Consider the following 17,880-nt stretch of genomic DNA (forward strand, 5'->3'; position numbering starts at 1 on the left):
TTCCTCATGTGCCCTTCGACAAGCTCAGGGACCGAAGGAGGTTGCTCAGGGACCGGGAGAGGGTCGCCGGAGCGGGAGGTTCCTCGTTTGCCCTTCGACAGGCTCAGGGACCGGCGGGGGTTGCTCGGGCGCCAGAGGGGAGTGCTCAGTGATCGGAGGGGCCACTCAGGGGTCGGCGGAGAGATCATCGAAATGCCGCGGAGCATGCCCGAAGTCGGTCGGTCGCGCAAGTTGTTCTTGAGTGGTCATGTGTTATGCCAGGATCTCAGTACCGTGTACCTCGATCGAAAGACACCATGAGTTCCAACACCACCCCTGAATACCCTGCGACGCCGACGTACGGGCAGCCGTACGCGCCCGCTCCGATCCGCGGCGCCGCCTCCCCGGAGGATCTGACGCTTCCGCTCTACGGGGCGACCTTCCCGCAGGCCATCAAGCGCTACCTCCGTAAGTACGCGACCTTCACGGGCCGCGCCTCGCGGAGCGAGTACTGGTGGGCCACGCTGTTCGTCTTCCTCGTCGCGCTCATCCCGAACATCCTCTTCTTCACGGGCTTCCTGATCGGCGCGACGTCGGCTGCCGCGCAGCGCGAGGCCGTCGTGTTCGACAGCAGCCCGGTCGCACGGACGTACTACACCCAGCCCGGCATCCTCGAGATCCCCGAGGCTGCTCCGCTGATCCTGACGGGCTTCGTGCTCCTCTGCCTCATCGGACTGGCGACCATCGTCCCGAACCTGGCCCTCGCCTGGCGCCGCCTGCACGACGCCAACTTCCCCGGCCCGTTCTACTTCCTCTCGCTCATCCCCTCGATCGGTGGCCTCATCCTGTTCGTCCTCTTCCTCCTGCCCTCGAAGCCCGAGGGTCAGCGGTTCGACACGGTGCGCTGAGTCGCAACCTGACGACCGGAACGGGCCGGTGCGGACGCAATTCGTCCGCACCGGCCCGTTCTCCGTCTCGCAGGACGTGCGCGAACGCCTCAGCCGGTCGCCGCGACGTCGAGCACCCACGTGACGCCGAACCGGTCCGTCACCATGCCGAAGCCGGGGCTCCAGGCGGACGCTGCGAGCTCCTCGACGATCGAACCTCCGACGACGAGTCGGTTCCAGAACACCTCGACCTCCGCGAGCGTCTCGCCACGCACCGCGACGAAACAGGACTGCTCGGTGACCGTCGTCCCGTGCTCGCGGCGGGTCGTTCCAGTGCCGATCAGTGACGCCGCCGGAGCTCCGGGGCTGTCGTACGCCATCACCCGGAAGCCGTCCTCGGATTCGACCTGACCGAAGACGACCAGGTCGGCACCCGGGGCGTCCTTCGGCATCCCGACGTCGCTGTAGCTCGCGGTCGTCGTCCGCCCGCCGAAGACGGACTGGTAGAACTCCAGCGCAGCGCGGGCGTCGCCCTGGAAGTTGAGGTGGGTCGTGGTCGTGATGCTCATGTGTGCTCCTCGAGTCGTGCCGGGCTCCTCCCGGTCGAGTACCACTGTCCCAAGCGTCTAGGACAGATCGTGTCCTGCACTCGGACTACGCTCGCACCATGGCCTCACCGACCTCCCGACTCCTGCAGTTGCTCTCGCTCCTGCAGGCGCGGCGCGACTGGCCGGGTGCCCTGCTCGCCGAACGGCTGGACATCAGTCACCGCACGATCCGACGCGACGTCGACCGGCTCCGCGAGATGGGGTATCGCATCGAGGCCACGATGGGGCCGGACGGCGGGTACCACCTCGACGCCGGGAGCGAACTCCCGCCGCTGCTCTTCGATGACGAGCAGATCGTCGCGCTCACCATCGCCCTCCAGACCGCCGCCGTCGCGGGATCCGGGTTCGAGGAGCCCGCACTCCGAGCACTGACGACCGTGAGACAGGTCCTGCCGTCGCGGCTGCGGCATCGACTCGACGCCCTCGACGTCATCTCGGTGCCCCGCTCAGGCGACGGACCGACACCCCAGGTGGCCGTCCCGGTCCTCCTCGCGCTGTCGGCGGCCATCCGCGCGCGGGAGGTGCTCCGGTTCGGGCGATCCGACGACGATCCGGAACCTCCCCGCCGTGTCGAGCCACACCACCTGGTCACCTCCCAGGGGCGCTGGTACCTCGTGGCCTGGGACCTCGACCGCGACGACTGGCGGATCTTCCGCGCCGACCGCATCGTGCCGAGGACGCCGACCGGACCGCGGTTCCGTCCGCGCGAGGTGCCAGGTGGAGACGTGCAGGCGTTCGGGGCGGCGAGGTTCAAGGGATCCGAGCAGACCGACGCCTGGCCCTGTGTCGGCACCGTCGTGCTCCACCTGCCGTTCGAGGCGGTCCGACCGTTCGTGGGCGACGGCACCGCCGAGCCCCTCGGCCCGGACCGCACGCGCTACACCGCCGGCGCGTGGTCGTGGGTGGCGCTCGCCGCCTCCCTGAACCGCTTCGACTCCGACATCGACGTCCTCGAGCCGCCCGAGCTCGTCACCGCGTTCGCGCAGCTCGCGGAGCGAAATGCCGCGACCGCGCGGACCGTCAGCCGTGGAGCGCGTCGTCAGGCGGACCGAGACGGACGGCGGTGAACCGGACCGTGAGACCGGCGCGCGTCGGGGCCGCGCAGAAGAGTCCCGCCTCGACGTCGGCCTCCGGGTCGAGGTGGGCGACGCGGACCAGTCGCCAGTCCTCGTCGTCCACCCGGGCGCGCACGGTGACGGCGTCGCCGTCGCGGCTCGCGCGCACGGTCACCGTTCGTCCGAGCCAGTCGGGGACCGGTGACACCGACCAGTCGGAGGTGCCGTGCGTGACGACCGCGCCGAGCTGGGCGACCCCGTCGGACACCTCGACCCCGGCCTTGATCCACGTCGATTCGGAGGCGCGGAGGAACACACCGGCCTGATCGAACTGCTCGGAGCCGTCGAGGACGAACGACACCTCGATCGCCGCCCGTCGCTGCATCGGCGCGATCAGCGCATGCTCCGTGTCGTGGACGAACCCGTAGGAGGTGTGCCGCCAGGCGTCACTGCCCTCGACGGCGGTGACGAGCAGGGAACCGTCCGGTTCCGTCGTCACCGCCGCAGGGGCTGTCGTCCAACGTCCGTGTTCGGCGAGGCTCTGGAGATCCATCCGTCCATCCTGACGCATGGATGCGGGCGCTCGCCTCAGATCGCCGTGCCGAACTCGCGGATCGTGATCCCCGAGGCGGTCAGTGGGCCGCCATCGGTGTAGAGCGAGATCCCCGTGTCGCCCTCGGCGAAGTGCACCTGCTGCGAGACGACGGTGTGACCGGCGTCGACGAAGACCTCGACGCTCTGCGTGTCGACGAAGACCCGCAGGTGGACCGAGCGCGCAGCGGCATCGATCGGCGCTGCGGCCCGCGTGTACGGCTGCAGCGAGAAGCCGGCCAGGTCGGACGGTGAGCGGTCGACGTAGAGCTCGGCCCCGGCCTTCCCGATGTTGGTGTGGCGGGAGCCGTCCGCCGAGCGCCCGACGGAGAGACCGACGTTGGACGCGGTGTCCCAAGTGAGGTCGAGCTCGATCTCGCACGCCCGGCCGCTCCAGGGCAGGACGGCGCTCCCGGTGACCGTCTGGTCCGGGAGGGAGACGGTCGAGGTCGCATACCCGGCGAGGGCGTCCACGGGTGAGCTGAGCAGGCTGTACCGACCACCGGATTGCGCCTCGAGTCGCAGCTCCCGGACGACGGAGTTCTGGCCGTTGTAGCCGTCCGAGGCGTCGGTGGGGACGTCGCGGGCCGCGTACTTCCAGTTGTTCATCCAGGCGATCGCGAGCCGGCGGTCGTCGGGCGACTCCGCCTTCGGCCAGGTGACGGCGGCGTACCAGTCCCAGCCCCAGTCCAACCACTGCGGGGTGAGGTCGTCGGCCGTGAACCGCGTCCCGTCCCAGGTGCCCGTCCAGTAGGCGTAGGTCATCGGCAGGCCGATCGAGTAGGCGTCCATGCTGGCGCCCAGTACCCAGTGCCAGCTGCCGTCACCCGCTCGCATCTGGAACAGGTCCGGGCACTCGATGCCGCCGAGGTCGTGGTTCGGGAAGTCGAAGTTGTGCTGCAACTGCCATGTCGTGAGGTCGGGCGAGGTGTAGAAGGCCGCGTAGCGCGCCCGGCCGATGACGCACACCCATTCGTTCCTGGCCGCGTCCCAGTGGACCTTCGGGTCCCGGAACCACTCGGCGTTCTCGATCTCCGCCGTGGTCTGGGCCGCACGTCCGTCTGTGTTCACGATCACCGGGTCGGGGAGCATCGTGAACGTGAAGCCCCCGTCCGTCGACCAGTAGAGGTACTGCTCCTGGTACTTCCGGACGCCGTCCGTGGGCTGCGTCGCGAGGGCGATGACCGCGCCCGCCCCGAAACCGGCGGTGTTCGCGGTATCGACGACGGCGGATCCCGACCACACCGGGAAGTCCGGTTGCAGCGGCATGACGGTCCCGTGGTGGGTGAAGGCGACGCCGTCGGTCGTCGTCGCGTGATCCCAACCGCCCGGGCCGTTGTTCTGGCCGGAGTGCAGGTAGTACAGCTGGTACGCGCCGTTCGTGAACACCGGTCGTTGCGGGTCGCAGAGCCACCCCGACGGCGGCGTCATGTGGAACACCGATCTGCGGGAGGCCTGCGCCTGGGCGGTGGTCTGCGCCTGTGCGGCGAGGGGTGTGCCGGCAGTCGCGAACAGGGCGAGCGCCCCGAGGCCGGCGCCCTGGAGGACGGTCCGGCGGGAGAGGTCGTGCGTCATTGCTGTTCCTTTCGTCGGTGCCGCGGGCGCGCCGAACGCACCCGTGGCGGGGATGGGGCTGGATCGTGCGGTGGAGGACTGCTCAGGCGAGCGCGTGCGCCTGGTCGGTGTCCGGCACCCGGTCGAGGACGGCGACGGCGACCGAGACGGGACTGGCGCGTTCGCTCGCGAGGGTCAGCGTCGGTCGTCCGCTCCCGAGGAGGACGAGGTCGGAGACGGTGGCGAGACCGCCGTCGACGAACAGCTCGAGCAGCGGGCCGTCGAGGCTGAGGACGAGCCGCGCTGGACGGTCGCCGGCGAGCGGGACGATGCTCGTGGAGGCAAAGTCGGGGTGCACCGTCTCCATGGCACCGCCCGACCGGGCGACGGAGAGTGAGGCCGCCGCCGGGTCGTGGACGATGAGGACCGCTCCGTCGGTGTCGGCCGTCAGTCGGAGCCGCAGCTCACCGGTGATCGACGGATCCCAGCGCAACTCGACCACGCCGTCGCCGTCGAGCGCCAGGTCGATGGCGTCCGAGGACAGGACGACGGTCGTCGGTTCGATCGCGGCGAGTCGTTCCCGGACGAAGGCCGGCGGCTCCTGCACGAGTCGCGGCTGGCCGTCGACCGTGGTGAGGGAGAGGCGTCTGGGGAGCGACATCGCGCCCCGCCACGGCGAGGCGGGGAGGTCGGCTGCGTAGCGCCAATTGCCCATCCAGCCGAGAATCACCGCTTCGCCGTCCGGAGCGCCGTCGAACCCGACCGCTGCGTAGAAGTCCCGACCGTGGTCGAGCCGCTGCAGCTCGGCCCGCTCAGGCGTGAACGCCGTGCCGTCGAAGTCGCCGACGAGATAGCTCATGGACGATCCGTCCGGGTCCTGCGCGTCGCCGATCGGGTTGGTGCTGAGGAGCAGGACCCACCGGAGCTCGTCCGGGCGGCCGTCGACCGCGAGCGGGATGAGGTCGGGGCACTCCCACACGACGCCGGTGGGACCGAACGGACCGACGGTGCTGACGTGCTCCCAGGTTCGGAGGTCGGTGGAGGAGTACACGAGGACCTGACGCTCCACGGCTTCCACCGTCAGCATGATCCAACGGAAGCCCGCGGCGTCCTCATACCGGATGATCTTCGGGTCGCGGAACGCGTGCGAGCCGCGGTCGAGGATCGGGTTCTCCGGGTCGCGCTGCCAGGTGAGCCCGTCGTCATCACTGGTCGCCCGGGACTGCGCCTGCCGACCGTCGGTGGACACGCTCGTGTAGTACGCCGTGAGGCGTCCGTCGGGACCCGCGGCGACCACGGAACCCGAATACACCTGCTCCTCGGCGCTGTACCGCAGGGCGACCGGATGCTCGTCCCAGTGCTGCAGGTCGACGCTCGACGCGTGACCCCAGCTCATGTTGCCCCAGTCGCCACCCTCCGGGTTGTACTGGAAGAAGGCGTGCCACCGCCCGCGGTGGAAGACCAAGCCGTTCGGGTCGTTCATCCAGTTCCGCTCGGGCGTCAGGTGGAAGCCGGGCCGTGGAAGGGCGTGCTGTTCGTCGTGCACGGTCGCGCCCTCAGACGGAGTGCCGCGGGACGGCCGGGCAGGCGATGAGCTGCGGCCCGGCGGGCAGCGCGGCGTCGAGACCGAGCAGCCGACGGACACCGGCCGCCCCGAGCTCGTAGTGGGGGAGGGCGACCGTCGACAGCGGTGGCCGGAGGTGGGCGGCGATGACGTCCTGGTTGTCGAACCCCATGACGGCCATGTCGTCGGGGATCCGCAGTCCGCGCTCGCGCAGGCCGTCATAGAGGCCCATCGCGACACGGTCGTTGTGGCAGAACACCGCGGTGGCGCCCGAGTCGACGACCTCGGCGGTCGCCGCGTACCCGCCCTCCTGCTCTGGTGAGGCCGGGAACACGAGGGCGTCGTCGAACGCCACCCCCGCCGCCTGCAACGCCGATCGGTACCCGGCGAGCCGGCCGGTCTGTGCCGGTGAGGGGGTCGTCGTGTTGACGAACGCGATCCGTCGGTGACCGGCCGCGAGCAGCGCCTCGGTCGCGGTCCGCCCGCCCTGCTCCTCGTCGGGGACGACGGCCGGGAGCCCGCTGCCGGCGGCGTAGCAGTCGACGAGCACGGTGTCGGTCTGGAGGAGCGCCTCCGGCACGGTGATCTCGTGGTGGAACCAGGTCGAGTAGAGGATCCCGCGGACCTGGTGCTCGAGCATCATCGCGATCGCCTCCTCCTCGGCGGCCGTGTTGCCGTCGGTGTTGGCGACGAGCAGGACGTAGCCGTGGCGCCACGCCTCGTCCTGGGCGCCGTGGATGATCTGGCCGGCGAACGGGGTCGTCGCGATCGCGTCGGCGACGAGGCCGATGAACCGGGAGTGCCCCTGGGACAGCGTCTTCGCGAGGGCGTTCGGCCGGTAGCCGAGCTCCGCCACCGCCTCGTGCACCCGACGTTTCGCGTCCTCGCCGATCCGCGACCCCGGCTTGTCGTTGACGACGTGCGAGACGGTCGCCACGGAGACGCCGGCGGCCTTCGCGACGTCGCGCATCGTGATGCCCGAGGTGTTCTTCGGGTGGTCCGCGCCGGGCTTCGGCTGGTCGGTGCTGCTCATCCCTTGGTCGCTCCGCTCTCGAGGCCGCTGATCATCGCTTTGTTCAACACGAGGAACACCAGCAGCAGCGGTGTGACCGTGACGCAGACGGCGGCGAACGTCGCCGTCCAATCAGTGTTCCCCATCGCCCCGATGTAGTTCTGCAGGCCGAGCGGGATGGTCTTCAATCCGTCCGAGAGCACGAAGGTGTTCGCGAAGATGAAGTCGTTCCAGATGAAGATGCTGTTGACGAGCACGACCGTGATGATCGTGTTGACCGAGAGCGGGAACGTGATCTGGCCGAAGATCCGGTACGGGCCCGCCCCGTCGAGCGACGCGGCCTCGTACATCTCCCGCGGGATGTACTCGTAGAACGAGGAGAACAGGTACACCGCCATCGGCAGGGCGAACGCCGCCAGCGGGATGATCATCGACAGGTGGGTGTCGAGCAGGCCGACCTGCGAGTAGTCGATGAACAGCGGGACGAGCGCGATCTGCACGGGCACGATGATGCCGAGGAGGAACAGGCCGCGGACGAGCCCGCTGAACCGGAACCCGAGGACCTGGAGCGCGTACGCCGCCATCATGCCGGCGATGACGATCAGGGCACTCGACCCGAGGGTGACGATCAGGCTGTTGACGATGTTCAGCCCGAGGTTGCCGGTCGAGAACGCCCGCGCGTAGTTCTCGAGCGTCCACTCGGACGGCAGCGCGAAGGGGTTGCCACCGGCGAAGTCCGCCGCCGTCCGGAAGCTCGTGAGCAGCAACCAGACGAGCGGGTAGACCTGGACGAGCACGATCGCGACGACGGTCACGGTGAGGATCGTCCGCTGCACCCGCACGCGCGGGGTGTGCCGGGGTTTCCGCTTCGGTGCCGGCGCCGCCGGGGGCGCGACGTGTTCGGTCGGCCGGGCGGGGAGGGTGGCGGTCATGACTTGTCCTTCCGTCGGAGCAGCAGGAAGATGAGGCCGACGGCGACGAGACACTCGACGACGATGAACATGGAGATCGCGCTGGCGTAGCCGTAGTCAGTGTGGACGAACGCCGTCTTGTACATGTACGTGGTCAACAGCTCGGACGACTGACCGGGCCCGCCGTTCGTCAGCAGGTACGGGATGTCGAAGCCACGGAGGGCGAAGGTCGTCGCCATGACCGTCGTCGTGATCCACACCGGCCGGATGTACGGGAAGCGGATCCGCCAGAAGATCTGCCACCAGGAGGCGCCGTCCAGCCGGGCGGCCTCCTCTAGGTCGCGGGGCACGGCCATGAGGGCGGCGTAGATGATGAGCATGTACAGGCCGGTGAACCGCCAGCCCTCCGGGATCGACACGGCCGCGAGGACGGTCTGCACGTTCGACAGCCAGGCCGTCTGGAGGTCGCCGAGGCCGACCCACGCGAGCAGCTGGTTGATCAGCCCGACCGGTTCGAGCGCGTACAGCCGCTGGAACAGGATGGCGATCGCGACCGTGGAGATGACGGCCGGCAGGAGGTACAGCGTCTTGACGAGCTCGCGGGCCCGGGGGAGGGCCGTGAGCAGCCCGGCGACGAGGAGCGCGCCGCCGAGCTGGAGCACCAGACAGATCGCGAGGTAGCCGAGGGCGTTGCCGAAGGAGGTCCAGAACACGTCGTCCCGGGTGAGCATCTTCACGTAGTTGTCGAGTCCGACGAACGCCATGTCCGTGATGCCGTCCCACGAGAAGAGGCTGAGGAACAGCGACTGCACGATCGGCAGGAGCACCGCGACACCGTAGAGGACGAGCGGCGGCACGAGGAACACGAGCACCGACAGGGTCGACCGGCGGGGCAGCATCGAGGTGGACATCGGCTTCCGCCGCCGCGGTGGGCGGGCGGATGCCGCGCCCACCGCGCTCTGGGTGAGCTCAGTCATCGACGTTCTCCGTGAGGGCCGCATCCATCGTCGTGATGAACTCGTCCGGCGTGATGTCGCCCTGCACGAGCAGGGTCAGCTCCTGCTGGAGTCGGGTGTTCGTGGCCGGATCGAGCTGGGTGTCCCAGGGCATCGCGATCGCCGGTCCGACGCCGTCGGCCTGCGCCACAGAGCTCGCGTACAGCTCGGTCGCGTTCGCGGGGACGGTGGTCTGCGCGGAGGTCGTCGGCGACAGCGCGCCAGTCGCCGCGTAGAGCTCCGGGTAGCGCTCGAGGGCGAACGCGAGGAAGTCGCGCACGAGCGGGTCGTACGTCTTCGCGTTCACCGCCATGCCGATGCCGGAGGGGGTGACGTACTCGTTGTCGGCGGTGACGGCACCGTCGATGGTCGGCAGCGTGAAAGTGCCGACCGCGTCACGGACGCCGGGGTCGAGCGCATCCGTCGCGAGGTTCGAGAGCTCCCAGGTGCCGATGTTGTAGACCGCGGCCTTCCCCGAGGTGAAGAGCGCCTGCGCGTCCGCGTAACCGGTCGAGGAGAAGCCCTCCTGGAAGCAGCCGGCCTGCCCGAGGTCATACAGCCATTCGGCCGCGGCCTTTCCTGCCGGGTCTGAGAAGGAGGCCTTCCCGGCCTTCAGGTCCTGGATGTACTCGGGACCCGCCATCCGGAACGGGTAGTAGGCCATGTAGCGCTCGAGCGGCCACTGGTCCTGACCGTCGAGTGCGATCGGGGTGACGCCCTTGGCGCGGAGCGCCTTGCACATGGCGGGGAAGTCGTCGAGCGTGGCCGGGACGGTGACACCGGCGTCCTCGAGCAGGGAGCGGTTGTACCAGAAGAATTCCAGCTGGAACTCGAACGGCACCATGTACAGCGAACCGTCGTCGAACCGCTGGTAGTTGAGCGCCGCCTCGCGGTAGGAGTCGGCGAGCCCGAGGTCCTCGAGGAGCAGGTCGACGTCGACCATCCGGCCCTGCTTCGCGAGCTTCTGCGCGAACGGGGTCGCGTCGGTGTCGAAGAGCTCGGGGAGCTTGTTCGCGGCCGCGAGGGTCTCGTACTTCTGGATGTAGGACGGGCGGTCGGGCGTCGTGATGAGGTTCAGCGAGAAGCCGGGGTGGTCCTTCGCGTACTCGTCGGCGATCTGCTCCATGGCGGTGATCACCCCGCCGTCGGCCGGGCGGGAGAGCAGCCACGAGATCTCGCGGGGGACGATGTCGCCCTTCGGGTCGACGTCGGTCGGATCCGTGGCACTCGATCCGCCAGCGCAGCCGGAGAGGGCGAGCGCTGCAGCGGCGACGAGCGCCACGAAGGCGGTGTTGCGGGTGGGGCGCATGGTGCGGGGGCGTGCGGTGGTTGGCATGGTCGGAATCTCCGTTGATCGATCACAGGTGGGTGCGGGTGTGCGGGTGTGCGGGTGGTGGTGCAGCAGGGCGGAGCGTGGTGTCGGGATCAGGACGTGGTGCTGGTGAGGAGTCGGTGTGAGGTGGGGTCGTCGTCGGAGTCGCCGCCGTCGCGTTCCAGGAGCGTGCACGCCTCGACGGTGACGGTCCCTTCACCGACGAAGACGCCGATGCGACCGCTCGGTCGGTCGTAGAGGCGCGTGCTGAGGACGACCGCGTCGTCGACGGTCGCGACGCAGAGGTCGCCGTCGACGATCACCTCGAGCTCGTGCAAGCCGGGGGCGAGGTGGCAGGGGCGTTCGAGTTCGACGACGAACGGGACGTCGCCCGAGATCTGCCACTGTTCCGTGCCGGTGCTGGAGCGGGGCCAGCGGTCGAACACGAGGCGGTCGCGCTTCGGCTCCAGGCGCAGGACGTAGCCCTCGTCGCCGTCGTCGCTCGCCCGGAGGAGGACGCCGCACTCGGTCGTGCCGGGGGCGATGTCGAACCGGGCGACCAGTCGGAAGGAACTCGGTGCGTCCGCGGCCGACAGGGCGTCGGCGTACCCGTCGGGGGCGCTCAGGACCGTGCCCGGGGCGATGACGGCGTCCGTCGGCTCGTCGACGGGCGCGAAGGTGTCGCGGAGTTCGGTGGGCGGATGGAAGGCGAGGGTGCCGTCGGCACGCTGCTCCGCTTCGAGGACCGACATGGTGCCGGCCCACTGCCAGGCGCCGGCGTCGTGGGCTCCCTCACGCGAGGCGATCCAGCCGAAGAAGAACCGGCGTCCGTCGCGGGCGGCGGACTTCGCCGCGTAGTAGGCGCGTCCGTCGAGCGTGTCGTGCTCGGGGACGATCCAGGGGCCGTGCAGGGTGCGCGACATCCGGTAGCGCGTCGTGAACGACTCACTGAACTCGGAGTACACGAGGTACCACCAGTCGCCCCACTGGAAGACCTCGGGGCACTCGTGTGCGATGTAGCGGCGTGGGTCCCAGAACGGCTCGACGGGTTCCCAGGTCGAGAGGTCCGTGGAGATGCATTGGGCGATGATGCCGCGACGCCGTTCCGGGCCGTGTGCGTGTCGGGCGGTGATGAGCATCCGCCAGACGGCCGCGTCCTCGTCCCAGAAGACGAAGGGATCCCGCCAGTCGGCGGTCTCATACCCTGCGGTGGCGCCGAAGGTGTCGGCCTCCCGGCGCTCCCAGGTGCGCATGCCGTCGGTGCTGACGGCGTGCATGACGAGTTGCAGCGCCAGACCGTCGGCACCGCGGCGCTCCGGGTGTTGTCCCGTGTAGAAGACGTGGTGGACCCCGTCGGGGCCCAGGACGACGCTTCCCGTGTAGACGTTGAAGTCCGGCGCGGACGGTCCGCCCGACGCCAGTGCCTCGCCGAGGTCGTCGAAGTCGACGAGGTTCCGGGTGGTCACGCGATGCCACGGCATGCCGATCTTGGGCACGCGACGCGACTCGTGCAGGTAGAGGAGGTGGAAGACACCGTCCTCCTGCCAGGGGATGACGTCTCCGACCCATGCGCCGTTCGGCTGGTGGAACCCTCGTTGGTTCATGACGTCCTCTGCAGTGAGTGGTTAATCGGTTACGCAGTTACCGTAGCGGGATGCCGAGAAGGTGGTCAAGCGGTTAAGCAAAATTAAGCAGCTCGATCGTCGACTTGCCTCACGCGACATTCGAACGTATGTTCGACACATGACCCGCCCGCGTCCGATCCGCCTCGACCACGACACGTGGCTCGTGATGCGGAACGACCCGGTGATCCCGAAGGCGGTCATCGAACGGCGCCGGGATCGGGGCGGTGCCGACGCCTACTTCGTCATCGCCTGGGACATCGATCCGCTCAAGCGGGTGTTGATGAGCGTGCAGCCGAGCCTGGAACGCGCCGACGCGCTCGTCCGGTACGACGTGCCGCGCACCACCTCCGACCGCGACGGACCGCCCAACGGACTCAAGGCCACCCCGCGCTGATCCACGGGCTCGGCAACCGCCCAGCAGACCCATCGACGACGTATGGACGGCTCAGAGGAAGCCCATGGCCGGCACGCCGATGCTCGTCTCACGACCGATCGAGACCACCGATCGCAGACGAAGGCGAGGCGCACCATGAGCAGGATCCCGACACCCGAGACCACCCCGGACGGCCCGGCCTACGAGGGCCGCCTGCTCGACCGGGCCGACGAGGAGGTCGTCGACCAGGGCGTCGCGTTCGACCTCGGAACCCTCGTCAGCCGACGCACGGTGCTGAGCCTCGTGGGTGCAGGGGTCGGGGCCGTCGCGCTCGCCGCCTGCTCCACCGGGGCGTCCGGTAGCAGCAGCACGAGCACCGGCGCCGCGAGTTCCGGCACGAGCACCGCGACCGCGACCGGCGACCTCCCATCGGGCGAGATCCCCGACGAGACCGCGGGCCCCTACCCGGGCGACGGCTCGAACGGAGCCGACGTGCTCGAGGAGTCCGGCATCGTCCGCAGCGACATCCGGTCGAGCATCGGGTCCGGGACCACCGCGAGCGGGGTCCCCATGGCCCTCTCGCTCACCATCCTCGACATGGCGAACGGTGACGCCCCGTTCGCCGACGTCGCCGTGTACGTCTGGCACTGCGACGCGTCGGGCGGCTACTCGATGTACTCCGACGGGATCGAGGACGAGACCTACCTCCGCGGCGTCCAGGTCGCCGACAGCTCGGGGACCGTCTCGTACACCTCGATCTTCCCGGCCTGCTACTCGGGCCGGTGGCCGCACATCCACTTCGAGGTGTACCCCACGGTGAACGACATCTCCGACTCCGCGAACGCGATCGCGACCTCCCAGGTCGCCCTCCCGCAGGCGGCGTGCGACACCGTCTACGCGCTGTCCGGCTACGACGGCTCGAGCGCGAACCTCGCCCGGGTGAGTCTCGACGACGACAACGTCTTCGGCGACGACGGCGGTGCCCTGCAGCTCGCGACGGTGACGGGCGACGCGACCTCCGGCTATCAGGTGGCGCTCACCGTCCGGGTGGACACCACGACGACGCCGACCGCCGGTGCCGCGCCGTCCGGCGGCGGCGGAGCTGGGGGCGGCGGAGGAACGCCGCCGAGCGGGCGCTGACCGCGGCGCCTCCACGCACCTCTGTCCTGACCAGCATCGACCCGAAAGGACCCGTCATGGGATTCCTCCAGAACCTCACCGGCTGGCACGCCCTCATCGTCCTCGCCGTCATCCTGCTGTTCTTCGGCGCGGCGAAACTCCCCAGCCTCGCCCGCAGCGTCGGGCAGTCGGCGCGCATCCTGAAGGACGAGGTGGCGGCCGACGCAGACACCCGCGCCGACACCCCTGCCGCCTGATCATCGGAGCGCATCGTGTTCGGACTCACCATGGACAAGCTGATCGTCATCGGCATCCTCGCGGCCGTGCTCATCGGCCCGAAACAGTTGCCGGTGTACGCCGAGCGACTCGGGGTGCTCGTCCGCACCGTGCGCGACCTCGTCGCCACGACCAAGGCGCGAGCCGCCGAGGAACTGGGCCCCGAATTCGACCCGACCGAGTGGAGACGCCTCGACCCTCGACAGTTCGATCCCCGACGGATCATCCAGGAGGCACTCGTCGAGGAGCGTGGGTCGGTCCCGCAGCTCGAGCCGTCGACGACGTCGGAGGCGCAGGTGGAGCCGTCCGTACCGTCTGCCCCGGCGAAGCCGGTCGCGAGCGGCGGCTGGCAGGCCGCGCTCCTCGAGCGGGTGGGACGCGACGGGGCGGATGCGCACCGCGCACCCGCCCCGATCGTGATCACTGAACGCGTCGTCCTCGACGAACGCGTCGACGAACCCGCTAGCCGGCGGGCGTCGTGACGCGTCCGTCCTGGCCGTCCGCCGCGGCACCGCTGGTCGACGCGGGCGGCAGGATGTCGAGTGGCATCGTGTGGGTGTCGATGAGCGGGTTGTCGTCCTGCCCCTTGACGAGTTCCACCGCCTCGGCCTTCGTCTCGACCGTCGGCACCGAGCCGATGAGCGGGCGACGAGCCGTCTCCCGCATCGTGAGCACGCCGACGCCCGCCACCGCCGCGAAGAACATGATGTAGAACGCGGGCATGAAGGTGTTGCCGGTGAGCTGGATGAGGAACTCGCTGAACAGCGGCGTCGTGCCGCCGAAGAGCGAGACCGACAGGTTGTAGGCGATCGCCATCGCGCCGAAGCGGGACGCCGTCGGGAAGAACGCCGGCAGCGAGGCCGCGGACGGTCCCGCCCACAGCGCGACCGGGGCGGCCACCATGAAGAGGGCGATGAAGATGGCCCAGATCTCACCGATCTGCATGACCGCGAACGCGGGCACCATGAGGGCGAGGGTCGCACCGACGGCCATGAGGTAGACGGGCTTGCGACCGAGCTTGTCGGACATCCGGCCGACGAGCGGCAGGCAGGCGGACATGATCAGCAGGACCGGGATGGTCGCGACCGCGGCCGTCAGGTTGGAGACGCCGACGTCCTTCTCGAGGTAGGTCGGCATGTAGCTCGTGAGCGCGTAGCCGGCGGTGTTCGTCGCGGCGACGATCGCCATCGCGATGAGGATCTGGCGCCAGAAGTGGCGGAAGATCCCGAAGACACCCTGGCGGGCCATGGGGTCCTCGTGCTCGGACTCGATCCCACCGGCGGTCTCGGCGACCTCGTAGGCCGGGGTCTCGGGGATCTTGAGGCGGAACCACACCGCCACCGCGCCGAGCGGCAGGGCGATGAGGAACGGGATGCGCCAACCGAACTCGGTCATCGCGTCGGGACCGGCGAGGCCCTCCGCGATCAGCGTGGTGAGGGCGACGGTCCCGGCACCGGCCGCGAAGCCGACGTAGGACCCGACGTCGAGCCAGGAGGCCCAGAACCCGCGGCGACGGTCGGGCGAGAACTCGGCGACGTAGGTGGAAGCGCCGGCGTACTCACCACCGGTCGAGAAGCCCTGGATCATCTTGAGGAGGTACAGCGGGGCGATGGCCCACAGCCCGATCTGGGCGGCGGTCGGCAGCACGCCGATGAGAGCGGTCGCCGCGGCCATCATCGACATCGTGAGGAAGAGGATCTTCTTCCGTCCGATCTTGTCGCCGAGCGGTCCGAGCACGAGCCCGCCGAGCGGACGCACGAGGAACGACACGGCGAAACCGAACAGGGTGACGAGGATGCCGGCCTCAGGAGGGAGTCCCTCGGTGAAGACGACGGTCATCGTGACCGCGAGGTAGCCGTAGATGCCGAAGTCGAACCACTCCATGAAGTTGCCGACGACGGTGCCTGAGATGGCAGTGCGGACCTTGGACGTCTTGACGACGAGGACGTCGTCGACGCGGAGGCGCCTGGTCTTGCGGGCCGGCTTCCGGCCGGTTTTGGGGGAGGGGGATGCGGGGGACGATGATGCCGCGTTGTCGCTGGAGTTCACAAGCAGTACTCGTTTCCTGACAGTCGTGTTGAATCATTCGGCACTCGCGTAGTCGCTCAGTGCCCGAGAAATGCCGGAGGATCGCCATGCTGCACTGGCACGGAGCTCGGGGGAGCTTCACGTCGGGTGGCGGGTCGTTCTCGGGGAGGACGCGTCCTCTCGGCTCTGGACGGGTATAGACAATACCAGGTGTCCAGTGGCGCGCTTCCCCGCGGTGGTGCGGGCACAATGGACGGCATGGATGTTCGGCGCGGTGTCTGGACCCTCGACGGCGGACTCGGAACGCTGCTCGAGGCCCGAGGGCACGACCTCTCCGACGCGCTGTGGAGCGCTCGTCTGCTCCTCGAGGAGCCACGGGCGATTCTGGACGCTCATCGGGAGTTCTTCGCCGCCGGTGCGCAGATCGCCATCACCTCGTCGTACCAGGTCGGGTTCGACGCGTTCGAGCGCATCGGCATCGCGCCTCCCGAGACCGAACGGCTCCTGCGATCGAGCGTCGAACTGGCGCGGACGGCGCGCGACACGCGGTCGGAATCGGACCCCGACGCCCCGCTCCTCGTCGCCGCGTCAGTCGGTCCGTACGGCGCAACGCTCGGCGACGGGTCGGAGTACCAGGGTGCCTCCGGTCTCAGCCGGACCGAGCTGCGGCAGTGGCACGAGCGGCGTCTGGCGGTGCTGGTCGATGCCGCCCCCGACCTCCTCGCCCTCGAGACCATCCCGACGCTCGACGAGGCGACGGCGCTCGCCGATCTGGTGCGGGGTTCGGGCGAGCCGGCATGGTTGTCGTTCACGGTGGAGGGCGGTCGTCTGCGCTCGGGTGAACCGATGGCGGAGGGCTTCCGTCTCGTTGAGGGGATCGACGAGTTCCAGGCCGTCGGCGTCAACTGTTCGCACCCGGACGAGGTCCTCCCGGCCATCGCCGCTGCGCGGTCCGTGACGGACAAGGCGGTGGTGGTCTACCCGAACTCCGGCGAGCAGTGGGACGCCGACGCCCGCTGCTGGCGCGGAGTCGTCGGGGTCGGCGAGGTGGAGGCCTGGCTGGAGGCCGGGGCGACGATCATCGGCGGCTGCTGCCGGATCATGCCGGCCGACATCGCCGACATCCGTGCGCGGATCGGCCGGGAGGGACGCCCCTAGCCGACGTTGAACCCGCCGTTGCTCGAGAGCACCTGGCCGTTGATCCAGGACCCGGCCGGCGAGAACAGGAAGCGGACGAGGTCGGCGGTGTCGGACGGCGTACCGAGCCGGCCGGCGGGCGTCGCCTCGGTGCCCCAGCGACGGATGTCGTCGGTCATCCAACCCGTGTCGATCGGACCCGGGTTGATGACGTTCGCCCGCACCCCGCGGTCGCCCAGCTCCACTGCCGCTGCGGTGACGATGCGGTCGAGCGCGCCCTTGCTGGCGCCGTAGGGGAGGTTGTGGACGGTGTGGTCGCTCGTGAGGGCGACGATGCGACCGGCCACCCGGGGCGGCGCCTCCTGCACGGGGAGCTGTTCGGCGAAGGCCTTGATGAGCAGCCACGTCGCGCGCGCGTTCACGGCGAAGTGACGGTCCCAGCTGTCGAGGTCCGTCGTGAGGATCGAGCTGTCGACCGACTCGCAGTGCGACATGACGAGCCCCGACACGGGACCCAGCTGCGCCGCCCGCCCGACGAGCTCGGCCGGGAACGTCGGGTCGGCGAGGTCGCCGAGCACGAGCTCGACGCTCACGCCGAGCGCACGGCACTCGTCGGCGATCGACTCGGGGTCGTCGGGGGTCCGCTCGTAGCCGAGGCGCTCGTCGTAGGGCCGCCAGGCGTTGAGGACGAGGTTCCAGCCGTCCGCGGCGAGACCGGTGGCGAGTCCCGCGCCGATCGAGCGGCGGCGCCCGACTCCGGTGATGATGGCGATGCGGTCGGTGCTGTTCTCGTGGTCGGCGGCGATGGCGTCGTCGGTGAAGTCCATCCCGAGACCCTACGCGATGTCCGATTG

Annotated in this window: 18 protein-coding genes; 7 read left to right on the forward strand and 11 right to left on the reverse strand. The window is 69.6% G+C overall.

The window, feature by feature from the left end:
- Nucleotides 1-296 precede the first annotated feature (296 nt).
- Nucleotides 297-887 (forward strand): DUF805 domain-containing protein, encoded by a 591-nt coding sequence (locus ACQG07_RS07490; protein WP_426737919.1) that lies wholly within the window; start codon nucleotides 297-299, stop codon nucleotides 885-887.
- An 89-nt stretch (nucleotides 888-976) separates the two neighbouring features.
- Here the strand turns inward: ACQG07_RS07490 and ACQG07_RS07495 are convergent, their stop codons facing one another.
- The gene (locus tag ACQG07_RS07495; RefSeq protein WP_426737920.1) at nucleotides 977-1,435 is read right to left on the reverse strand and encodes a VOC family protein; all 459 of its coding nucleotides are present in this window, start codon (nucleotides 1,433-1,435) and stop codon (nucleotides 977-979) included.
- Between the two features lie 98 nt (nucleotides 1,436-1,533).
- Between ACQG07_RS07495 and ACQG07_RS07500 the strand changes: the two genes are divergently transcribed.
- Nucleotides 1,534-2,541 (forward strand): helix-turn-helix transcriptional regulator, encoded by a 1,008-nt coding sequence (locus tag ACQG07_RS07500; protein WP_426737921.1) that lies wholly within the window; start codon nucleotides 1,534-1,536, stop codon nucleotides 2,539-2,541.
- On the opposite strand, the gene ACQG07_RS07505 is transcribed toward ACQG07_RS07500, so the two are convergent.
- The 8 genes from ACQG07_RS07505 to ACQG07_RS07540 all read right to left on the reverse strand — a co-directional run bounded on the left by ACQG07_RS07505 (nucleotide 2,495) and on the right by ACQG07_RS07540 (nucleotide 12,072).
- A complete protein-coding gene (locus ACQG07_RS07505; RefSeq protein WP_426737922.1) occupies nucleotides 2,495-3,082 on the reverse strand; it encodes a DUF1349 domain-containing protein in 588 nt (195 codons plus the stop codon). The two genes, ACQG07_RS07500 and ACQG07_RS07505, sit on opposite strands and share 47 nt — an antisense overlap.
- A gap of 35 nt (nucleotides 3,083-3,117) precedes the next feature.
- Nucleotides 3,118-4,695 carry a glycoside hydrolase family 32 protein gene (locus tag ACQG07_RS07510; RefSeq protein ID WP_426737923.1) on the reverse strand — a complete coding sequence of 526 codons (1,578 nt, stop codon included), beginning with the start codon at nucleotides 4,693-4,695 and terminating at the stop codon, nucleotides 3,118-3,120.
- Between the two features lie 82 nt (nucleotides 4,696-4,777).
- On the reverse strand, nucleotides 4,778-6,220 hold the full coding sequence (locus tag ACQG07_RS07515) for a glycoside hydrolase family 32 protein (RefSeq protein WP_426737924.1): 1,443 nt from the start codon (nucleotides 6,218-6,220) through the stop codon (nucleotides 4,778-4,780).
- A gap of 10 nt (nucleotides 6,221-6,230) precedes the next feature.
- Nucleotides 6,231-7,271 (reverse strand): LacI family DNA-binding transcriptional regulator, encoded by a 1,041-nt coding sequence (locus tag ACQG07_RS07520; RefSeq protein WP_285026038.1) that lies wholly within the window; start codon nucleotides 7,269-7,271, stop codon nucleotides 6,231-6,233.
- The gene (locus ACQG07_RS07525; RefSeq protein ID WP_192005524.1) at nucleotides 7,268-8,182 is read right to left on the reverse strand and encodes a carbohydrate ABC transporter permease; all 915 of its coding nucleotides are present in this window, start codon (nucleotides 8,180-8,182) and stop codon (nucleotides 7,268-7,270) included. Before ACQG07_RS07525 ends, ACQG07_RS07520 begins: the two co-directional genes overlap by 4 nt.
- Nucleotides 8,179-9,060, reverse strand: a complete 882-nt coding sequence (locus ACQG07_RS07530; RefSeq protein ID WP_056013507.1) for a carbohydrate ABC transporter permease — start codon at nucleotides 9,058-9,060, stop codon at nucleotides 8,179-8,181. The genes ACQG07_RS07525 and ACQG07_RS07530 overlap by 4 nt, the downstream gene beginning before the upstream one ends.
- Nucleotides 9,061-9,130: 70 nt before the next feature.
- Nucleotides 9,131-10,492, reverse strand: coding sequence for an ABC transporter substrate-binding protein (locus ACQG07_RS07535; RefSeq protein WP_236555520.1), 1,362 nt, complete (start codon nucleotides 10,490-10,492; stop codon nucleotides 9,131-9,133).
- A gap of 89 nt (nucleotides 10,493-10,581) precedes the next feature.
- Nucleotides 10,582-12,072 carry a GH32 C-terminal domain-containing protein gene (locus tag ACQG07_RS07540; protein ID WP_426737925.1) on the reverse strand — a complete coding sequence of 497 codons (1,491 nt, stop codon included), beginning with the start codon at nucleotides 12,070-12,072 and terminating at the stop codon, nucleotides 10,582-10,584.
- Nucleotides 12,073-12,211: 139 nt separating this feature from the next.
- On the opposite strand from ACQG07_RS07540, the gene ACQG07_RS07545 reads away from it, so the two are divergent.
- The 4 genes from ACQG07_RS07545 (at nucleotide 12,212) to ACQG07_RS07560 (ending at nucleotide 14,343) form a co-directional block, all read left to right on the forward strand.
- Entirely contained in the window at nucleotides 12,212-12,487 is a 276-nt protein-coding gene (locus ACQG07_RS07545; protein WP_079706952.1) for a hypothetical protein, read from the forward strand.
- Between the two features lie 135 nt (nucleotides 12,488-12,622).
- Nucleotides 12,623-13,606, forward strand: coding sequence for an intradiol ring-cleavage dioxygenase (locus ACQG07_RS07550; protein WP_426737926.1), 984 nt, complete (start codon nucleotides 12,623-12,625; stop codon nucleotides 13,604-13,606).
- Nucleotides 13,607-13,662: 56 nt separating this feature from the next.
- A complete protein-coding gene (locus ACQG07_RS07555; RefSeq protein ID WP_426737927.1) occupies nucleotides 13,663-13,842 on the forward strand; it encodes a twin-arginine translocase TatA/TatE family subunit in 180 nt (59 codons plus the stop codon).
- A gap of 15 nt (nucleotides 13,843-13,857) precedes the next feature.
- A complete protein-coding gene (locus ACQG07_RS07560) occupies nucleotides 13,858-14,343 on the forward strand; it encodes a Sec-independent protein translocase TatB (protein ID WP_426737928.1) in 486 nt (161 codons plus the stop codon).
- Here the strand turns inward: ACQG07_RS07560 and ACQG07_RS07565 are convergent.
- Nucleotides 14,324-15,910 carry an MFS transporter gene (locus ACQG07_RS07565; RefSeq protein ID WP_229939599.1) on the reverse strand — a complete coding sequence of 529 codons (1,587 nt, stop codon included), beginning with the start codon at nucleotides 15,908-15,910 and terminating at the stop codon, nucleotides 14,324-14,326. The genes ACQG07_RS07560 and ACQG07_RS07565 overlap by 20 nt on opposite strands.
- A 237-nt stretch (nucleotides 15,911-16,147) precedes the next feature.
- Between ACQG07_RS07565 and mmuM the strand changes: the two genes are divergently transcribed.
- Nucleotides 16,148-17,047 carry a homocysteine S-methyltransferase gene (mmuM, locus tag ACQG07_RS07570; RefSeq protein WP_426737929.1) on the forward strand — a complete coding sequence of 300 codons (900 nt, stop codon included), beginning with the start codon at nucleotides 16,148-16,150 and terminating at the stop codon, nucleotides 17,045-17,047.
- Here mmuM and ACQG07_RS07575 read toward each other — a convergent pair.
- The gene (locus ACQG07_RS07575) at nucleotides 17,044-17,853 is read right to left on the reverse strand and encodes an SDR family oxidoreductase (protein ID WP_426737930.1); all 810 of its coding nucleotides are present in this window, start codon (nucleotides 17,851-17,853) and stop codon (nucleotides 17,044-17,046) included. The genes mmuM and ACQG07_RS07575 overlap by 4 nt on opposite strands.
- Nucleotides 17,854-17,880: the final 27 nt, after the last annotated feature.

The sequence above is a fragment of the Plantibacter sp. 2H11-2 genome (genome assembly GCF_050031945.1).
GTDB classification, from domain to species: domain Bacteria; phylum Actinomycetota; class Actinomycetes; order Actinomycetales; family Microbacteriaceae; genus Plantibacter; species Plantibacter auratus.